This is a genomic window from Salinarimonas rosea DSM 21201 (assembly GCF_000429045.1).
In the GTDB taxonomy this organism is placed as follows: Bacteria; Pseudomonadota; Alphaproteobacteria; order Rhizobiales; family Beijerinckiaceae; genus Salinarimonas; species Salinarimonas rosea.
Map to the genome: position 1 here is coordinate 20,389 of NZ_AUBC01000033.1, position 16,372 is coordinate 36,760.

18 protein-coding genes are annotated in these 16,372 nt (G+C 73.9%); 8 read left to right on the forward strand and 10 right to left on the reverse strand.

Annotated features, from left to right (window positions below; translation table 11 throughout):
• Nucleotides 1–19: 19 nt before the first annotated feature.
• Nucleotides 20–946: a 1-phosphofructokinase family hexose kinase gene (locus G407_RS0119495; RefSeq protein ID WP_029032169.1), complete on the reverse strand. Its 927-nt coding sequence runs from the start codon at nt 944–946 to the stop codon at nt 20–22.
• A gap of 267 nt (nt 947–1,213) precedes the next feature.
• Between G407_RS0119495 and G407_RS0119500 the strand changes: the two genes are divergently transcribed.
• From G407_RS0119500 to G407_RS28840, 3 genes are all read left to right on the forward strand, one after another.
• Nucleotides 1,214–2,383 (forward strand): YihY/virulence factor BrkB family protein, encoded by a 1,170-nt coding sequence (locus G407_RS0119500; RefSeq protein WP_029032170.1) that lies wholly within the window; start codon nt 1,214–1,216, stop codon nt 2,381–2,383.
• Between the two features lie 92 nt (nt 2,384–2,475).
• Nucleotides 2,476–3,444, forward strand: a complete 969-nt coding sequence (locus G407_RS28835; RefSeq protein ID WP_052341623.1) for a hypothetical protein — start codon at nt 2,476–2,478, stop codon at nt 3,442–3,444.
• Nucleotides 3,445–3,454: 10 nt separating this feature from the next.
• Nucleotides 3,455–4,249: an MOSC domain-containing protein gene (locus tag G407_RS28840; protein ID WP_052341625.1), complete on the forward strand. Its 795-nt coding sequence runs from the start codon at nt 3,455–3,457 to the stop codon at nt 4,247–4,249.
• Between the two features lie 17 nt (nt 4,250–4,266).
• Here the strand turns inward: G407_RS28840 and G407_RS0119515 are convergent, their stop codons facing one another.
• Genes G407_RS0119515 through G407_RS0119530 form a run of 4 tightly spaced genes read right to left on the reverse strand, consistent with a single transcriptional unit; the run spans nt 4,267 to nt 7,848 of the window.
• A complete protein-coding gene (locus tag G407_RS0119515) occupies nt 4,267–5,079 on the reverse strand; it encodes a response regulator (RefSeq protein ID WP_245259133.1) in 813 nt (270 codons plus the stop codon).
• A gap of 52 nt (nt 5,080–5,131) precedes the next feature.
• Entirely contained in the window at nt 5,132–5,500 is a 369-nt protein-coding gene (locus G407_RS28845; protein ID WP_052341627.1) for a response regulator, read from the reverse strand.
• 12 nt (nt 5,501–5,512) lie between these two features.
• Complete coding sequence (locus G407_RS0119525) at nt 5,513–7,312, reverse strand: sensor histidine kinase (RefSeq protein WP_052341629.1); 1,800 nt, start codon at nt 7,310–7,312, stop codon at nt 5,513–5,515.
• Nucleotides 7,309–7,848: a putative pterin-binding protein gene (locus tag G407_RS0119530; protein WP_043540224.1), complete on the reverse strand. Its 540-nt coding sequence runs from the start codon at nt 7,846–7,848 to the stop codon at nt 7,309–7,311. The genes G407_RS0119525 and G407_RS0119530 overlap by 4 nt, the downstream gene beginning before the upstream one ends.
• 182 nt (nt 7,849–8,030) lie before the next feature.
• On the opposite strand from G407_RS0119530, the gene G407_RS0119535 reads away from it, so the two are divergent.
• The gene (locus G407_RS0119535; protein ID WP_043540225.1) at nt 8,031–8,546 is read left to right on the forward strand and encodes a CIA30 family protein; all 516 of its coding nucleotides are present in this window, start codon (nt 8,031–8,033) and stop codon (nt 8,544–8,546) included.
• Here the strand turns inward: G407_RS0119535 and G407_RS0119540 are convergent.
• Complete coding sequence (locus G407_RS0119540) at nt 8,537–8,812, reverse strand: DUF6356 family protein (protein ID WP_029032175.1); 276 nt, start codon at nt 8,810–8,812, stop codon at nt 8,537–8,539. The genes G407_RS0119535 and G407_RS0119540 overlap by 10 nt on opposite strands.
• A 123-nt stretch (nt 8,813–8,935) precedes the next feature.
• Here G407_RS0119540 and G407_RS0119545 point away from each other — a divergent pair, with 123 nt between their 5' ends.
• On the forward strand, nt 8,936–9,412 hold the full coding sequence (locus G407_RS0119545) for an Lrp/AsnC family transcriptional regulator (protein ID WP_029032176.1): 477 nt from the start codon (nt 8,936–8,938) through the stop codon (nt 9,410–9,412).
• A gap of 32 nt (nt 9,413–9,444) precedes the next feature.
• Here the strand turns inward: G407_RS0119545 and pal are convergent, their stop codons facing one another.
• From pal to G407_RS28850, 3 genes are all read right to left on the reverse strand, one after another.
• Nucleotides 9,445–9,951, reverse strand: coding sequence for a peptidoglycan-associated lipoprotein Pal (gene pal, locus G407_RS0119550; RefSeq protein ID WP_029032177.1), 507 nt, complete (start codon nt 9,949–9,951; stop codon nt 9,445–9,447).
• Between the two features lie 212 nt (nt 9,952–10,163).
• Complete coding sequence (gene cueR / locus G407_RS0119555) at nt 10,164–10,553, reverse strand: Cu(I)-responsive transcriptional regulator (RefSeq protein ID WP_029032178.1); 390 nt, start codon at nt 10,551–10,553, stop codon at nt 10,164–10,166.
• A gap of 255 nt (nt 10,554–10,808) precedes the next feature.
• On the reverse strand, nt 10,809–12,647 hold the full coding sequence (locus tag G407_RS28850; RefSeq protein WP_052341631.1) for a potassium/proton antiporter: 1,839 nt from the start codon (nt 12,645–12,647) through the stop codon (nt 10,809–10,811).
• A 335-nt stretch (nt 12,648–12,982) separates the two neighbouring features.
• On the opposite strand from G407_RS28850, the gene G407_RS0119570 reads away from it, so the two are divergent.
• Complete coding sequence (locus tag G407_RS0119570; protein WP_043540226.1) at nt 12,983–13,951, forward strand: L-threonylcarbamoyladenylate synthase; 969 nt, start codon at nt 12,983–12,985, stop codon at nt 13,949–13,951.
• Nucleotides 13,952–13,961: 10 nt separating this feature from the next.
• Here the strand turns inward: G407_RS0119570 and wrbA are convergent, their stop codons facing one another.
• Nucleotides 13,962–14,561 carry an NAD(P)H:quinone oxidoreductase gene (gene wrbA, locus G407_RS0119575; RefSeq protein WP_029032180.1) on the reverse strand — a complete coding sequence of 200 codons (600 nt, stop codon included), beginning with the start codon at nt 14,559–14,561 and terminating at the stop codon, nt 13,962–13,964.
• A 146-nt stretch (nt 14,562–14,707) separates the two neighbouring features.
• Here wrbA and G407_RS0119580 point away from each other — a divergent pair, with 146 nt between their 5' ends.
• Together G407_RS0119580 and G407_RS28855 are read left to right on the forward strand one after the other, a co-directional pair.
• Nucleotides 14,708–15,607 (forward strand): LysR family transcriptional regulator, encoded by a 900-nt coding sequence (locus G407_RS0119580; protein WP_029032181.1) that lies wholly within the window; start codon nt 14,708–14,710, stop codon nt 15,605–15,607.
• A gap of 1 nt (nt 15,608) precedes the next feature.
• The coding region (locus tag G407_RS28855; RefSeq protein WP_052341633.1) for a DUF1499 domain-containing protein at nt 15,609–16,372 on the forward strand (764 nt) is incomplete at its 3' end.

The following is a 16,372-nucleotide window of genomic DNA, read 5'->3' on the forward strand; positions in this document are numbered from 1 at the left end:
CTCGATGTCGCTGCGTTCGTCATGCGCCGATCTCGGCGCGCAGGCGCTCGACGTCTTCGCGCCTGCACAACTCCGTCCCAGGCGTCAGCACCGCGGCGGTGCCCGCGGCCATGCCGAGCACGAAGGCCTCTCGCGGGGAGAGGCCCGTGGCGAGACCGAAGGTCATGCCGGCGACGAAGGAATCGCCCGCGCCCACCGCCGAGCGCACCTCGACCGGGGGCACCTCCTTGCGCACCACGCCCTCGCGCGAGGCGAGGATCGCGCCCTCGTGGCCGAGCGTCACCGCGACGAGATCGACCTTGCCGGCGAGGACGAACTCCATCGCCGCCGCGCCGATCGCCTCGGTGTCGGGCAGGGGACGCCCGACCGCCTTTTCGAGCTCGCCGTGGCTCGGCTTGACGAGGTGGAGCCCGCCATGCGCGAGCGTGTCGGCGAGCGCGGCGCCGGACGTGTCGAGCACGAGCTTCGCGCCCTTGGCGGCCGCGATGTCGGCGATGCGGCTGTAGAAGCCCGGTGGCGTGCCTCGAGGCAGGGAGCCCGAGGCGACGATCCAGTCGACGTCGCGCTCTTCGATCTCCGCGAGCACGGCCGCGCACTCGTCCTCCCGCAGTAGCGGGCCCTCCGGGACGAAGCGGTATTCCTTGCCCGACGAACGCTCGAACACGACGTGGCTGATGCGGGTGTCGTCGTGGATCGGGATGCGCGTGTAGGCGATCCCGCGCTGGCCGACGAGCGTGTCGAGCACGCCGCCGGTCGCGCCTCCCGCAGCGTAGACCGAGCAGGCCTCGGCGCCCAGCTCGGTCAGCACCCGCGCGACGTTGATGCCGCCGCCGCCGGGATCGTAGCGCTCGTTGGAGGTGCGGATCTTGTGCGTGTGGCGAACGACGTCGGCCTCGGCCGAGCCGTCCACGGACGGGTTGAGGGTGAGCGTGAGGATGGGCTTCATGCGCTCTCCGTTGGCATGCGCTCTCCGTGGGGTCGCGCGCGGGGGTCGCGCGCGAACGCGCTCCGCCGGCAGCCCTGTCGACGGCCGGCGGCTCCATTCGTTCCGCGTCGCGGATGCGAGCCCGCACCCTCCGCGACTTCGCTGCGGTGCGCAATTGCGGGCATGTCCGGACGCGGGAACGCCGAACGGTACGGATGCGGAACCGTGGCGCTGTCCTGCGGCTTGCCTAGCCGACCATTACGACCGCACGACGACGAGGCATTTTCCATGGACGCCCCCGCCCAGCCGCCCCGCCGCGACGCGCCCCCGGCCCGCATCTCGACGCTCGGCCTCGTGGCCGCGACGGCCATCGTCGCCTCGGCGGCCTATCTGCGTCGCGATCACCGGGGACCCGGGGCGGGGCTCGCCCTCGACGAGCCCCCGAGCGCCGCCGCACGGGAGGGCCGCTCGCGCCTGCGCCCCTCGAAGACCCCCGACCGCCCCGCCGACCGCGATCACGCCCGCGGGCGGCGGGCGGCGACGCCGCGCGAGATCCCCCGCGCGGGCTGGATCGACGTCGCCAAGCGCGTCGCCACCGAGTTCTCCCGCGATCGTCTGATGGCGGTCGCCGCCGGCGTGACCTTCTACGCGCTCCTCGCGCTCTTCCCGGCGATCGCCGCCTTCGTCTCGCTCTACGGCCTGTTCTTCTCCCCCGAGGAGGTGAGCCGGCAGGTGGCCAGCCTGTCCGGCGTGATCCCGAGCGGCGCGGTCGACGTGATCGAGGGCGAGATCGAGCGAGTCGCCGCGCAGGGGGGCGGTGCGCTGACGTTCGGCTTCGTGGGCGGCCTGCTGCTCACGCTCTGGAGCGCGAATTCCGGCATGAAGGCGATCTTCGACGCGCTCAACGTCGCCTACGACGAGGACGAGGAGCGCGGCTTCCTCGCGCTCAACGCGCTGACGCTGCTGTTCACGCTCGGCGCGCTCCTGATCGGGGGCGGGCTCGTCGCGGCGGTGGCCGTGATGCCGGCGGTGCTCGCCGCCGTGCCGCTCGGGGCCGAGATCGAGATGCTGCTGCGCTGGCTGCGCTTCCCGATCGCGCTCGTGCTGGTGACTGGGCTGCTCGCGCTGATCTTCCGCTACGGCCCGAGCCGCACCCGCGCGCGCTGGCGCTGGGTGCTGTGGGGGGCAGGCATCGGCGCGGTAGCCTTCGTCGGCTTCTCGATGCTGTTCACCTGGTACGTCTCGAACTTCGGCTCCTACAACGCCACCTACGGCTCGCTCGGCGCGGTGGTGGGCTTCATGGTCTGGATCTGGCTCTCGACGACGATCGTGCTGCTCGCCGCCGAGCTCAACGCCGAGATGGAGCGGCAGACCGCACGGGACACCACGGTCGCGCCCGATCGCCCGCTCGGGCGGCGCGGCGCGCAGGCGGCGGACACGGTGGCGCCGGCGCCCTGAGCCGGAGGGCGCGATCCACGTCCGTGACGCTTGCATGCGCGCGCGGCTTCCGCTTCATGGAAGAACCGCAGCCCGTCGCCCGTCCGGATCTCATGCACGCGTTCCTCCGCCTCGCCGCCGCCGCCGTCCTCGCCGCCGCCGTCCTCGCCGCCGCCACGACGGCTCCCGCCGTGCGCGCGGCGAGCCTCGACGGGCTTGCCGTCACGATCGAGAACCGCACGGCGCCCGCCTTGTGTGCCGGCGCGCGCAACGTCGCGCTCACGCTGGCGTCGGACGCGACGCGGCGCTTCACGCTCACCGCCGCCCATCCCGCCTACCTGCCGATGCTCGGTGCGGCCGAAGCGCCGGCCGCCGATCTCCTCGCCTGCGACGCGGCCGTCGCGGCGCGGCCGGGGGCCGAGGTGCCGGTCCGCACGACGCTGCACGAGGACGAGGGTGTGCGCCTCGTCGGCGTGCGAGGTCCCGGCGGGCTGTTCGCGGCGTCCGACGTCCCCGTGCGCGTCGGCGACGCGGCGCCCGCGGGATTCGGCGAGATCGAGCTGTGGGTGACGGACGCGGGCCGGACCGAGCGGGTCCTGACGCTCGAGACCGGCACCGGGCTGTGGCGGATGCGTCCGCTCGCGCCGGAGGGTCGCGCCACGACCGCCTTCGGCGCGGGCGCCGTCATCGGCCCGCTCGGGGCGGACGGCATGCGCACGCGGATCGAGAGCGTCGTCTTCGCGCCGCGGGCGCGCACGGTGCAGCTCGCCTTCGCCGAGGGCGGCGGGGTGGCCGTGCGGCTCGCCGGGCTCGACCGCGAGCGCATCGTGCTCGAGGTGGTCTTCGACAAGCCCGTGACCGGCCGGCCCTTCGCGGCGATCGTCGGCGACCACGTCACCCGCACCGTGTCGGAGATCGCCGACGTGGCGGTGCGCGAGGCGGACGCGGCCGGCTGGCGCGAGGCGCCGATCACGGAGTTCGAGGGCGCGGTCGCGACCGACCTGTGGGCGGGGCGCACCGTCCCCTCACGGCGGGCGACGAGCGCGCCCGATCTCGCGCTCGGGCGCTTCCAGCCGCTGTGAGGAGCACGGGATGCGCGTCGCCGGCCTCTACCGCTACCCCGTCAAGGGCCTCTCCCCGGAGCCGATGGCGCGCGTCGCGCTCGCGGCCGGCGCTTTCGTGCCGGGAGACCGCATCCACGCCGTCGAGAACGGCCCCTCCGGCTTCGATCCGGCGGCGCCCGTCCATCGCTCGAAGCGCCACTACCTGATGCTCATGCGCAACGAGCAGCTCGCCCGGCTCGAGACCGCCTACGACCACGACACGGGCACCCTCGTGGTGCGCGAGGCGGGCGCCGAGCTGGCGCGCGGCGATCTCGGCACGCAGGAAGGCCGCGCGGCGATCGAGGCGTTCTTCGCCGGCTTCATGGGCGACGCGCTCGACGGCCCGCCCAAGGTGCTGAGCGCGCCCGACGGCTACCGCTTCACGGATTCCCCGACGGGCTGGGTCTCGCTCGTCAACCGCCGGAGCCTCGCCGAGATCGAGGCGCGCGTGGGCACGCCCGTCGATCCGCTGCGCTTTCGCGCCAACCTCGTGGTGGAGGACCTCGCCCCCTTCGCCGAGCACGATCTCGTCGGCTGCACGCTCGCAGCGCCGTCCGGCCTGCGGCTCGTCGTGCGCGAGCGCACGGTGCGCTGCGCCGCGACGAACGTCGATCCGGCGACGGGCATCCGCGATCTCGCGATCCCGCGCACGCTGATGCAGGCCTTTGGCCACATGGATTGCGGGGTCTATGCCGAGGTCGTCGCCGACGGCACGATCGCGGTCGGCGAGCGGCTCGCGATCGTCGCGCCCGAGGCGAGGCCAGCCGCGTCGCTGCCGTTCTGAGGCGGGCGGCGCGGTCGTCAGCCGAATTTCTGATCGAGCGCCTGCAGGTAGCGCTGCACCTTCTCGCGGCCCTCGGCGGTGAGGCGCACGAGGATGCGCCGGCCGTCCGTCGGGTCGCGGCGGCGCTCGATCAGGGCCGCCGCGACCATGTCGTCGAGGCGCCGCAGCGCCGTCGTGGTCGAGACGCCCGACACGAGGCACAGGCTCGTGACCGGCACCTCCTCGCCGCGCGCGGCGGCGTTGGCGAGATCGAGCAGCATCTCCCAGACCGGGTCCTCGAACAGGTCGGGCCCGAAGATGCGCTTGCGCTCCTTGCGGATCGCGAGCAGCGAGGCGAGCCGCTCGCCCGCGGTCGGGCTGCGGCGCGGCGCCTCGACCGGTGCGGCGGGTGCGGCCGCGGGGGCGTCCTCGCGGCGGGCGGTGGCCCCGCCGATGGCGGCGGCGACCTCGTGCGCGTCGACCGGCTTCTGGAGAAAGTCGTGCGCCTCGACCCGCAGCGCCGCCACGGCGCGCTCGAGGGTCGCCTCGCCGGTGAGCACGATCGCCGGCAGCGGCTGCTCGCGCCGGCGCGTGCGCAGCTTGCGCAGGAGCTCGATGCCGTCGATGCGCGGCAGGCCGACGTCGACCACGACGACGCCGATCTCCGGCACGCGGTCGACGGCGGCGAGCGCCTCGCCGGCGTCGTGGGCGCACACGACGCGCAAGCCCAGTCGCTCCAGGCCCTCGGCGAGCTCCTCGACGAACGCATCGTCGTCGTCGACGAGGAGCGCCGTCAGCGTCTCCGGGGTCGCCGTCGTCTCGGCGCGCGTGCTCGCCAGTGTCCCGATCACGTTCGTCCTCGCTCGGTAGACAGCCGATACCGCTACGCTAGCTCACAGGTCTTCACGTTTCGTGTGCGCGATCCTCCAGAGCCGCGATCAGATCTCGTGGCGCGAAGGGCTTGCGCAGCATGCCCGCCGCGCCGGCCGCGAGCGCCTGCGCGAGGCCCGCGTCGCCCTCGTGCCCGGTCATCACGAAGAACCGCCGGTCGCGTCGTGCGCACGGGTCGCCGCGCGCGGCACGCATCAGGGCGAGACCGTCGAGACCGGGCATGCGCCAGTCGGTCACCACGACGTCGATCTCCGGGTGCAGCGCCAGAAGGTCGAGCGCTGCGCGCGGCCGGCTCTCGCCGACGACGGGGAGGCCCCGGCGGCCGAGCATCTCGACGATCTCCTCGAGGAGCTCCTCCTCGTCGTCCACGACCAGGATCATCGTTCGGCTCCCTCAGGCGGCGACGGCGTGGGCGGACGCGGCGAGCGGCAGGCGGACCTCGAACCGCGCCCCGCCCGCGACCGTCTCCGCGCGTATGCGCCCGCCCATGTCGACGACGATCTTGCGCGCGAGCGCGAGCCCGAGCCCGGTGCCCTCGCCGGCGGGCTTGGTCGTGACGAAGGGCTCGAACAGGCGCTCGGCGATCTCCGGCGGCAGGCCGCCGGCATTGTCGTGCACCTCGACGACGAGTGCGCCCTCCTCGACACGCGCCCGCACGCGCACCCGCGGCGCCCGCGCATCCGGTGCGCGACGCCCCGGCGGCCCGAAGGCGTCGTGGGCGTTGACCAGGAGATTGACGAGCACCTGCTCGAACAGGGTCGGGTCGCCGGCGACGAGGCTGCCGCGGGCGTCCTCCACCCGGAGCGCGAGGGCGATGCCGGCGCGCTGGTACTGCTCGGCCACGGCGCCCCCCGCGAGCTCGATCGCCTCGGGCGGCGAGAAGGGGGGCTGGGGGCGATCGTCACCACGCCGCACGAGCCGGCGGATCTGGTCCGTGATGCGCCGGGCGCGGTCGACCTGCGCGTCGATGCGCGCGAGCTTCGGGCGCAGCTTCTCGGGCGGCGCGCCCTCGTCGAGGAGCGCAAGCGCGTTCGAGGAGGCCATCTTCATCGTGGCGAGCGGCTGGTTGATCTCGTGCACGATCGCCGCCGCCATCTCGCCGACGGCGGCGAGCGTCGAGGCCTGCATCGCCTCGCGCTCGGCCGAGCGCGAGCGGGTCGTCTCGACGAGCGCGTACAGGCTCTGCTCGCGGCCGTTCCAGACGATGCGGCTGTGCAGCACCGTGCAGCTCATCAGCCAGCCGCCGGGATGGCGCAGGGTCACCGGCACCGCCGGGTCGGACGGACGCCGCGCGAGCGCGCCGCGGGCGCCGACGGCGCGGCGGCACTGGCCGATGGCCGCGCGCCAGGCGCCGTCGCGCGGATCGTCCGCGACGAGGCCCGCGGCGCTGGTGTTGATGAACACCGCGGCGTCCGTGTGCGGATCGGCGACGACGAAGGCGACTGGGGCCGCCTCGATCATCCGCCGGAGGCTCGCCTCGTTCTCCGCCGCCTGCGCGCGCGCGGCCCGCATCTCGTCGAGGCCGTGCTCGGCGCGGCGGACCTGGACGATCAGGAGCCCGACGAGGATCGCGCCGGAGATCACGAGCGAGCCGAGCGGCAGGATCGCGGGCGCCTCGCTCAGCTCGCTCTCGCGCCTGTACAGCTGCTCGTTGTAGGCGACCGTCTGCTGGAGCATGTGCTGGAGGTCGACCTCGAACGCGCGGATCCGTGCGCGCCAGTCGGAGATGCGGGTGCGGATCGCGGGATCGTCGGCATCCGTCGCGTAGACCTCGTCGGCGACGGCGGCGACCTCCGCCTCCATGCGCCTCGCCAGCTCCGGCACGCCGGGGAGGGAGGATAGGAAGTCGCCCCCGTCGGAGGCGCCGATCAGCGGCAGGCGCGAGAGCAGGATCTCAAGCCGCAGCGCCGCCTCGGCGAGCCGGTCGGCGGAGGGCGCATGCTCGGCGAGCTGGAGCGCGGCGAGGCTGCGCACGTGCTCGAGCTTGGCCTGGTAGGCGGTCCAGCCGGAGGCGCGGATCGTCTCGGCGAGCAGCGCCTTCTGCTCGATCTGGCGCACGTAGACCCCCGCGGTCGCCGTGATGAAGACGCCGCAGGCGAGGATGAGGAGCGAGACGAGCGCGACGCGCCGGCGCCGGATCATCGCCGGGCGCACCGGCGGGCGGCTCGTCGGGCGGCTCGCCGGCGCGCTCATCGGGCGGCCGCCACGAAGACGACCTCGCGGACCTGCCAGATCATGCGCGCGTGGTAGCGCTGCGTCCGCAGGGCGGGGTCGGCATCCAGCGGGTAGACGAGCCAGATCGGCCCGCGGTCGCGCACGCGCATGCGCGTGCCGTCGAGCCGCGTCGCCAGCACCGGATCCCAGGTCGACCAATCCTGCGCGGGGACCTCGATCGTATAGTCGTTGAGTGCGGTGAGCCGCGCCTCGGCGATCTCGCCGGCGTCGGGCTCGAGCGCAGCCAGCGCGCCGAGCCGCGCGCCCTCGAAGCGCCCGACGCCCTCCGTCCAGGGCGTCGTCGTCTCGATCGCGATCGGGTCGAGCGCGTCCAGCGCGGCGAGGTCGAAGCCGCGGCGGGCGATCTCGCCGCCCTCGGCGTCGACCCAGCGGGCGACGAGGACGTCCTGCGCCGCCGCCGGTGCGGCGGACAGGACGGCCGCGAGGAGCGCCGTCGCCAGCACGAGGAGGAGGGCGAGGGCGGGGTTGCGGTGTGCGCGGGAGGAGCGGGACATGCGCGAGGGGCTCCGCGGGACGGCGCGGCGGGGCGGCCTGGGAGGAGGCCGCCCACGCCCGGTTCTATCCGCCGGAGGAAAGCAGAAATTCCTTGCTCAATTCACCGCGCGGTCTCCCCGATTCGAGAGCGACCGGCGCGAAACCGCTCCATTCTGGAGTGACCTCGACCGAAGGAGGGCCCATGCTGCTCAACGACTTCTCTCTCGCCGACGTCGACGGCGCGCGCGCGCACGACGCCACCGCCTGGCGCCTGATCTCCGATCGGGTGATGGGCGGCGTCTCGGACGGGCGCGCCGTCGTCGACACGGTCGGCGGGCGACGCGCGCTGCGGCTCACCGGGCGGGTGCGCCTCGAGAACGACGGCGGCTTCGTGCAGATCGCCCGCGACCTCGCGCCGGACGGTGCGCCGATCGACCTCTCCGGCTTCGCGGGGCTCGAGCTCGAGGTCCTCGGCAACGGCGAGGGCTACGGCGTGCACCTGCGCACCCGCGACGTGACGCGCCCTTGGCAGTCCTATCGCGCCGGCTTCGTCGCGGCACCGGAATGGACGCGCCTGCGCCTGCCCTTCGCGGGCTTTCGCGCGCATCGCATCGAGACGCCGCTCGATCTCTCGGGCGCGCGGCGCATCGGCCTCGTCGCCATCGGGCGTGCCTTCGACGCCGATCTCGCGCTCGCGCGGCTGTCGCTCTACCGGTGAGGCGCGGCCTCGGCGGTCTCGCGGCCCGCGGCCCGCGCGCCGTGGCGCACGCGGTTGGCGACCATGCGCTCGTGCAGCTCGCCGACGGTGCGAGAGCCGGTCTTCGTGAACAGGAAGGGGAAGACGCCGTGGGCGAGGCAGGCGAGCCCCGCCACGAGCAGGCGGCCGCCGAAGGAGAAGGCGACGCCCATGTGCTCGAGATAGGTCTCGCCGACGGAGGCGGGGTGATCCGTGAAGGACAGGCGGCGGGGGGTCTCGTCGGTCATCGGTCGGCTCCGGGACAGGGTCTCGTCGAGGAGCCCCATCATCGCCCCGCCGGCCGGGAAGCCCTTTGCCAATCGCGCCCCGGATCGCTAGTCTTGCGCAATATCGTTGCACGAGATCGCAAAATGACGGAAAAATTCACCCTCGACGCGATCGATCGCAGAATCCTGGCTTGCCTCCAGGAGGACGCGACGCAGCCGCTCGACGCGCTCGCGGCGCAGGTCGGGCTCTCGCCGTCGCCGCTGTGGCGGCGCATCCGCAAGCTGGAGGAGGCGGGCGTGATCCTGCGCCGGGTCGCGCTGCTCGACCCCGACAGGCTCAACGTCGGCGTGACGGTCTTCGTCATGGTGCGCACCAGCCGCCACGAGGCGGACTGGGCGCGGCGCTTCTGCGAGGCGGTGGCGAAGATCCCCGAGGTGGTCGAGCTGTGGCGCATGAGCGGCCAGGTCGACTACCTCCTGCGCGTCGTCGTGCCCGACATCGCCGCCTACGACCGCGTCTACAAGCGGCTGATCGCTGTCGCGGACCTCTACGACGTGTCCTCGTCCTTCGCCATGGAGCGCATCAAGAACACGACGGCGCTGCCGCTCGACTACGCCTGAGCGGCAGCGACCGATCGGAGGCGCGGGAGGCGTCAGGCGCCGGCGCCGCCCTCGAGCACGGTGACGGCCCGGCGGTTCTGCGACTGGCAGGAGGCGTCCGAGCAGGCGGCGGCGGGGCGCTCCTTGCCGTAGGAGACGGTGCGGATGCGGCCCGTGTCGACGCCGCGCGCCGCGAGATAGTCGCGCACGGCCTGGGCACGGCGGGCGCCGAGCGAGAAGTTGTACTCGCGCGTGCCGCGCTCGTCGGCGTGCCCCTCGATGAGGACGGCGTAGCGCGGATAGCGGGCGAGCCACTGCGCCTGCAGATCGAGCGTCGCCTGGGCGGTGGTGGTGAGGGTCGACTGGTCGGTCTCGAAGAAGACGCGGTCGCCGACGTTCACCGTGAAGTCCTGGGCGGACCCCGGCGTGGCGGAGCCGGCAACGCCGCCGGCGCCGAGCTCGGCGCCCGGCGGTGTCGCCGCGCAGGCGGCCAGCACGAGGGGCAGGGCGACCACTGCCGCGAGGCGGAGGGCGCGAACGGAAGAGAGCGACGCGAGCATGGCGGACCTGTGACTCCTGGCGACCGGATGCGGGCGGGCGCACGTGCCCCGTCGCACGCCGGTCCGCCCCTGGTGTTGCCCCGCCATGATTGACGAAGCCTTACGAGACGCGGCGCGAATCCCTCGCGCCCCGTCTCGATTGCGTGAGGGTTAATCGAGCGTGAATACGGCGTAACGGCGGCACCCGCGCGACGAGACGGGCGTTGCGCGGATCACGGGCTCGCGAGGTCGGCGAGAATCGGGCAGTCCGGCCGGTCGTCGCCGGCGCAGCAATGCGAGAGGTGCTCGAGCTGGTCGACCATGCCCTGCAGGTCGGCGATGCGCGCCTTCAGGTCGGCCACGTGCCGATCGGCGATCTCCTTCACCTCCCGGCTCGGCCGCCCGCGGTCGCGCCACAGCGCGAGGAGCCGGGTGATCTCCTCGATCGAGAAGCCGAGCGCGCGTGCGCGGCGGATGAACACGAGCTCGTGCAGCTCGCGTGCGTCGAAGTCGCGGTAGGAATTGCCCGCCCGCTCCGCGGGGGCGAGCAGCCCGATCTCCTCGTAGTAGCGGATCATCTTCGCGGAGACGCCGGAGCGCCGGGCGGCCTCGCCGATCCTCACGCCGCATCCCTCGGGCGGCCGGCCGCGCAGGCGGCCTCCTCGAGGTCGAGGCGGGGGAGGGGAGCGGCGTCGGCCGGCGTCTTCGGGGCGGTGGTCATCTCGATCTCCGGGACGGGGGAGGGAACGCACCCCCGCAACTCGTGTCCCGATAACGTCCCACATCATGGGAAGGTCAATGCGGGTTTCTGCGTGCCCCGATCGACTGCCCCGCTCGATTGCTCCGATCGATCGCTCCGGCCGTGCCCCGCGCCCACCTTACTCAGCCGGTGCCTCCGGCCGGCGGCCGGGAGCGGCCTTCCCGGCGGCGGCGCGGGCGGCGCGCCGCTCGACGAGGAAGCCGCGCAGCTTATCGCCGACGCGCCCCACGATCCCGCCCGCGCCCTCCCGGCCGTCCTCCTCGAACTCGACCACGGCCTTGGCCACCTGGTCGTCGCGGATGGCGGTCGCGAGCAGGTAGGCGGGCTCGATGGCGATGCGGTCGCCGATGTCGACGCGGTCCTCGAAGCGCTCGGCGAAGCCTGCGGCGACGGTCAGCCCCTTCAGGTCGGCGGGCACGTGCAGGCCGTAGAGCGTGCACACGTCCTCGATGGCCGCGTCCCCGCCGAAGGAGAAGGTGCCGACGCCGAAGGCGGAGGCGCCGTCGAGGGTCGCGAAGAGCCGGTCGAGCCGGCCCACGCGGGCGGGCGGGGCGAGAACGTAGACGTAGTCGCCCACCGCGAGCTCCCCCGCGGCCTCGGGGGTCAGCACCTCCCCGCCGCGCACGATCATCACCGTCCGCATCCAGGAGGGGAACACGGCGCCGGCGAGGACGGGGCTCGACGGTGCGACGGGGTAGCCCACGAGCTCGAGCTCGAGCTGGCCCGGCAGGTCGATCTCCAGCCGCTTGATCTCGGGACCCGTGTCGCGGACCTTGAGGCCGAGCCGTCCCGCCGCCCAGGCCACGGTCCAGCCCTGGACGAGCAGCGAGACGAGCACGACGAAGAAGGCGACGTTGAAGTAGGTCTCCGCGTTCGGCAGGTCGGCGAGCGTCGGGATCGCGGCGAGGAAGATCGAGACCGCGCCGCGCAGGCCCACCCACGAGACGAAGGTCTTTTCGCGCCGGGAGAAGCCGAAGGGCGTGAGGCACAGCCACACCGAAACGGGGCGGCCCACCACGATCAGGAAGACCGCGAGCGCCATCGCCGGCAGCGCATAGGCGACCAGCGTCGAGGGGGTGACGAGCAGCCCCAGCACGAGGAACATCACGATCTGCGAGAGCCAGGTCGTGGCGTCGTGGAAGGACAGGATCGTCGGGAAGGCGCGCACCGGCCGGTTGCCGAGGATCAGCCCGGCGAGGTAGGCGGCGAGGAAGCCCGAGCCCTGCAGCACGCTCGCGAGCGCGAAGATCAGCACCGCGGCGGCGACGACGAGGAGCGGATGGAGGCCCTGCGGCAGGGTCACCCGGTTGAGGGTCGCGGCGAGCGCGAGCCCGCCGGTCACGCCGATCGCGGCACCCACCAGCGCCTGCTGGCCGAGGATCAGCGAGACCTCGACCCAGCCCGTCGCCCGCGGCGCGAGCACGAGCTCGACGAGGACGAGCGTGAGGAAGACGGCGACGGGATCGTTGGTGGCGCTCTCGATCTCGATGGCGTTGGCGACGCGCCGGCGCAGCTGCACGCCCTTCGAGCGCATCAGGAAGAACACCGCGGCGGCATCCGTCGAGGCGACGATGGCGCCGACCAGCAAGCCCTCGACGAGCCGCAGATCGAGGATCAGCGTCGCGACCGCGCCGGTGATGCCCGCGGTGACGACGACGCCGATCGTCGAGAGCATCAGCGCGGGGGCGAGCACGCCGCGGAAGCTCGACGAGCGCGTGCGCAGGCCGCCGTCGAACAGGATCACCGCGAGCGCCAAGGAGCCGACGATATAGGCGACCCTGTAGTCGTTGAAGACGATGCCGCCGGGCCCGTCCTGGCCGGCGAGCATGCCCAGGCACAGGAAGAGGAAGAGCAGCGGCGCGCCGAAGCGCGAGGCGACGAGGCTCGTCGCGACCCCCGCCACGACGAAGGCCGCGCCGAACAAGAGCGCCACGTTCGAGAATGCGAGGCTCTCCATGCCGGTTTCGCCGCCTCCGTCCCGGGTCTGGGACACCGTCGGCATCCTTAGCCGAGAGGGCGCGCTTCGCGAAGGGCGATGGAGCGCGTGGTCGCGCGAAACACCGCACGGCGCGCCGCGCGATCCTGTCGGCCGTGACGATGCACCCGCTCGCGCGTCCTCCGTCGAGACGATCGCGGACGACGGCACGGAGCGCCGACCCGGCCGTGGGGCCGGCGACCCGCACCGGCATCGCAATCGCAGGGATTTCATGCAATGGCATGCGCCGGCGGCCGTGCTATGCGGCCCGCCCGCCGAGCACACTCTCGCCCGACCGTCGATCGCGAGCCGTCATCATGCCCACCCGCCGCCTTCCCGCCGACGACCCCAGCGCGATCGCGGACGCTGCAGCGCTGCTTCGCACGGGCGCGCTCGTGGCCTTCCCGACGGAGACGGTCTACGGCCTGGGCGCGGACGCGACCGACCCCGCCGCGGTGGTCCGGATCTACGAGGCCAAGCAGCGCCCGCGCTTCAACCCGTTGATCGCGCACCTGCCCGACGCCGCCGCGGCCGACGCGGAGGGCGTTCTCGACGCGCGCGCGCGCCGTCTCGCCGACGCCTTCTGGCCGGGACCGCTGACGCTCGTCGTGCCGCGCGCGCCGGGCGGGAGCGTCTGCGACGTCGCCCGCGCGGGGCTCGACACCGTGGCGCTGCGCGTGCCGGCACACCCGCTCGCGCACGCGCTCCTCGTCGCGGCGGGGCGCCCGATCGTCGCACCCTCGGCCAACCGGTCGGGCCGCGTGAGCCCGACCGCGGTGGATCACGTGCTCGACGACCTCGACGGGCGAATCGCCGCCGTGCTCGACGGGGGGGAGACGCGGGTGGGCGTCGAATCGACCATCGTCGCCTGCGTCGACGAGACCCCGCGCCTGCTGCGGCCCGGCGGCGTGCCGCGCAGCGCGCTCGAGGACGTGCTGGGGAGCCCGCTCGCCGGCAGCCTGCCGGAGGGCGGCGTGCGGGCGCCGGGGATGCTCGCCTCGCACTACGCACCGCGCGCGCGGGTGCGGCTGGACGCCGCGGAGATCCGCGCGGGCGAGGCGGCGCTGCTGTTCGGCCCGGCGCAGCCGCAGGGGCTCGGACATGCCGTCGCCACCTTCAACCTCAGCGTGGGCGGCGACCTCGCCGAGGCGGCCGCGCGGCTGTTCGGCGGGCTGCGCCGGCTCGACGCGAGTGGCGCGGCGACGATCGCCGTCGCGCCGATCCCCGCCCACGGGCTGGGCGAGGCGATCCGCGATCGACTCGCCCGCGCCGCCGCGGAGCGGTGAGCGGGCCGGCTCAGCCCGCGAGCTTGCCTGCGATCTGCGCGACGTGACGGCCCTGGTAGCGCGCGCCCTCGAGCTCGACCGCGGAGGGCTGGCGCGAGCCGTCGCCGGCGGCGATGGTCGAGGCGCCGTAGGGCGAGCCGCCCTTCACCTCCTCGACGCCCATCTGCCCGGCGAAGGCGTAGGGCAGCCCGACGATCACCATGCCGTGGTGCAGGAGCACGGTGTGGAACGAGAGGATCGTCGATTCCTGCCCGCCGTGCTGGGTGGCCGAGGAGGTGAAGACCGAGCCCACCTTGCCGACGAGCTTGCCCTGGGCCCAGAGCGCACCGGTCTGATCGAGGAAGTTCTTCATCTGCGCCGCCATGTTGCCGTACCGCGTCGGCGTGCCGAAGACGATCGCGTCGTAGTCGGCGAGCTCGTTGGGGTCGGCGATCGGCGCGGCCTGGTCGAGCTTGTAGTGCGCGCCCTGCGCGATCGCGTCGGGGACGAGCTCGGGCACGCGCTTGACCACGACCTCGGCGCCGGCCTCGCGCGCGCCCTCGGCGGCGGCGTTCGCCATCTGCTCGATGTGGCCCCAGGTGGAATAATAGAGGACGAGGACCTTCGCCATGATCGGGATCTCCTGCGTTGTCGGGGGGAGCACCTCGGCGCGGGGTCGCGCGCATGCCGGGTGCCGTCGCCCCGAAAAGTAGACTTTCCTCGACGCAACGCTAGCTGTATCCTCGACAGCGAAAGTTTGCGCGGACGCAAGAGATCATGACCAACAGCCAGCTCGCCTGGGACGACTTCCGCCTCGTGAAGACCATCGCCGAGGCGCGCGGGCTGACCGGCGCCGCGGCGGCGCTCGGCGTGAACCATTCGACCGCCTTCCGCCGGCTCGGCCAGCTCGAGACGGCGCTCGGCGTCAAGCTGTTCGACCGCCACCGCACCGGCTACGTGCTCACCACGGCGGGCGAGGAGATGTGCGCCATCGCCGAGCGGATGGACGAGGACATCAACGGCTTCGCCCGCAAGATCGCCGGCCAGTCGATCGCGCCGGCCGGCGAGCTGCGGGTCACGACGAGCGATTCGCTGCTCGTCCACCTCCTGATGCCGATCTTCGCCGACTTCCGGGGGCGCTATCCCGAGATCCGCCTCGACCTCGTGCTCGCCAACCACGCGCTGAACCTGTCCAAGCGCGACGCGGACGTCGCCGTGCGCGCCACCGACGCCCCGCCGGAGACGCTCGTCGGCCGGCGGCTCGCGACGATCAACTGGGCCTTCTACGGGCGGCGCCAGGACTTCCCCGATCCGCAGCCGCCGGACATCGCCTCGCTCTACGCGCGCGACTGGGTCTCGCTCGGCGACAACCTCTCCGGGCTCAAGGTGGCGAAGTTCGTGCGCGACCACGTCGCCCCCGAGCGCGTCGCCGCGAAGATATCGACCGTGCTGGGGCTCGCCGAGGCGGTCGAGACGGGGGTGGGCATCGGCGCCATCCCCTGCCTGATCGGCGACGCGCGTCCCGGCCTGCGGCGGCTGTCGGACCCGCGGCCGGACTTCTCGGCGGGCCTGTGGCTCCTCACCCACCCGGACCTGCGCCGTTCGGCGCGCGTGCGCGTCTTCCTCGACTTCGTCGCCGCCGAGATCGGCGCACGGCGCGCGCTGATCGAGGGCTGAGATGCGTCGCCTCATCGTCGAGGACCCGATGTCGCGCCCCGCGACGTGGTCGCTGCGGCTCGGCTGGCTCGGCCTCGCCGTCCTCCTGATCGCGGGCCTCGTCGTGCGCGCGCGGCGCGTCGAGCTGGAGCCCGGGCTGGCGGCGCTGGCCGCCGCCTGCGCCGTCGCGGGGCTCGCCGCCCTCCTCGCGCTCCTCGCCTTCGTGCGGATCTGGCGCGAGGGGCATCGCGGCTTCGGGCGCGCGGTCGGCGGGCTCATGCTCGCGGTCGTGACGCTCGCCTATCCCGCCGCCGTCGGCGTACGCAGCTTCGCCGGCCCGCCGATGCTCGACGTGACGACACGCGCCGCCCCGCCGCTGACGTTCTCGGCCTCGCGCGCCGCGAGCGAGGCGCGCGACGGATGGCGCCCCGTCCCGACGCCTGCCGGCCTGCGCGAGCGCCAGCGCGCGGCGGCCCCCGCGCTCGCCGGCCTCGAGGTCGCCCTGCCGGAGGACGCCGCCTACGCGCTCGCCCGTGAGGCGACGGAAGCGGTCGGCTACGACGTGGTGGAGGCGGTGGCGCCGGGCGGGCGTGGCCCGACGGCGCGGCTCGAGGCGCGAACGGCCACCCTCGTCCTGCGCTTTCCCGTGGAGCTGACCCTGCGCGTCTCCCCGACGCCGACGGGAGCCCGCATCGACGCCCGCGCCGTCACCCGCGCCCCCCTCGCCGACCTCGGCGGCGCGCGCTGGCGCATCGAGCGCCTGCTCGCGGAGATCGACGCGCGCGC

Excerpts from the sequence above, each read along its gene's own strand:
- G407_RS0119495 (WP_029032169.1), bottom strand. The coding sequence starts at position 946 with ATGAAGCCCATCCTCACGCTCACCCTCAACCCGTCCGTGGACGGCTCG.
- G407_RS0119500 (WP_029032170.1), top strand. The coding sequence starts at position 1,214 with ATGGACGCCCCCGCCCAGCCGCCCCGCCGCGACGCGCCCCCGGCCCGC.
- G407_RS28835 (WP_052341623.1), top strand. The coding sequence starts at position 2,476 with ATGCACGCGTTCCTCCGCCTCGCCGCCGCCGCCGTCCTCGCCGCCGCC.
- G407_RS28840 (WP_052341625.1), top strand. The coding sequence starts at position 3,455 with ATGCGCGTCGCCGGCCTCTACCGCTACCCCGTCAAGGGCCTCTCCCCG.
- G407_RS28845 (WP_052341627.1), bottom strand. The coding sequence starts at position 5,500 with ATGATCCTGGTCGTGGACGACGAGGAGGAGCTCCTCGAGGAGATCGTC.
- G407_RS0119525 (WP_052341629.1), bottom strand. The coding sequence starts at position 7,312 with ATGAGCGCGCCGGCGAGCCGCCCGACGAGCCGCCCGCCGGTGCGCCCG.
- G407_RS0119530 (WP_043540224.1), bottom strand. The coding sequence starts at position 7,848 with ATGTCCCGCTCCTCCCGCGCACACCGCAACCCCGCCCTCGCCCTCCTC.
- G407_RS0119535 (WP_043540225.1), top strand. The coding sequence starts at position 8,031 with ATGCTGCTCAACGACTTCTCTCTCGCCGACGTCGACGGCGCGCGCGCG.
- G407_RS0119540 (WP_029032175.1), bottom strand. The coding sequence starts at position 8,812 with ATGACCGACGAGACCCCCCGCCGCCTGTCCTTCACGGATCACCCCGCC.
- G407_RS0119545 (WP_029032176.1), top strand. The coding sequence starts at position 8,936 with ATGACGGAAAAATTCACCCTCGACGCGATCGATCGCAGAATCCTGGCT.
- pal (WP_029032177.1), bottom strand. The coding sequence starts at position 9,951 with ATGCTCGCGTCGCTCTCTTCCGTTCGCGCCCTCCGCCTCGCGGCAGTG.
- G407_RS28850 (WP_052341631.1), bottom strand. The coding sequence starts at position 12,647 with ATGGAGAGCCTCGCATTCTCGAACGTGGCGCTCTTGTTCGGCGCGGCC.
- G407_RS0119570 (WP_043540226.1), top strand. The coding sequence starts at position 12,983 with ATGCCCACCCGCCGCCTTCCCGCCGACGACCCCAGCGCGATCGCGGAC.
- wrbA (WP_029032180.1), bottom strand. The coding sequence starts at position 14,561 with ATGGCGAAGGTCCTCGTCCTCTATTATTCCACCTGGGGCCACATCGAG.
- G407_RS0119580 (WP_029032181.1), top strand. The coding sequence starts at position 14,708 with ATGACCAACAGCCAGCTCGCCTGGGACGACTTCCGCCTCGTGAAGACC.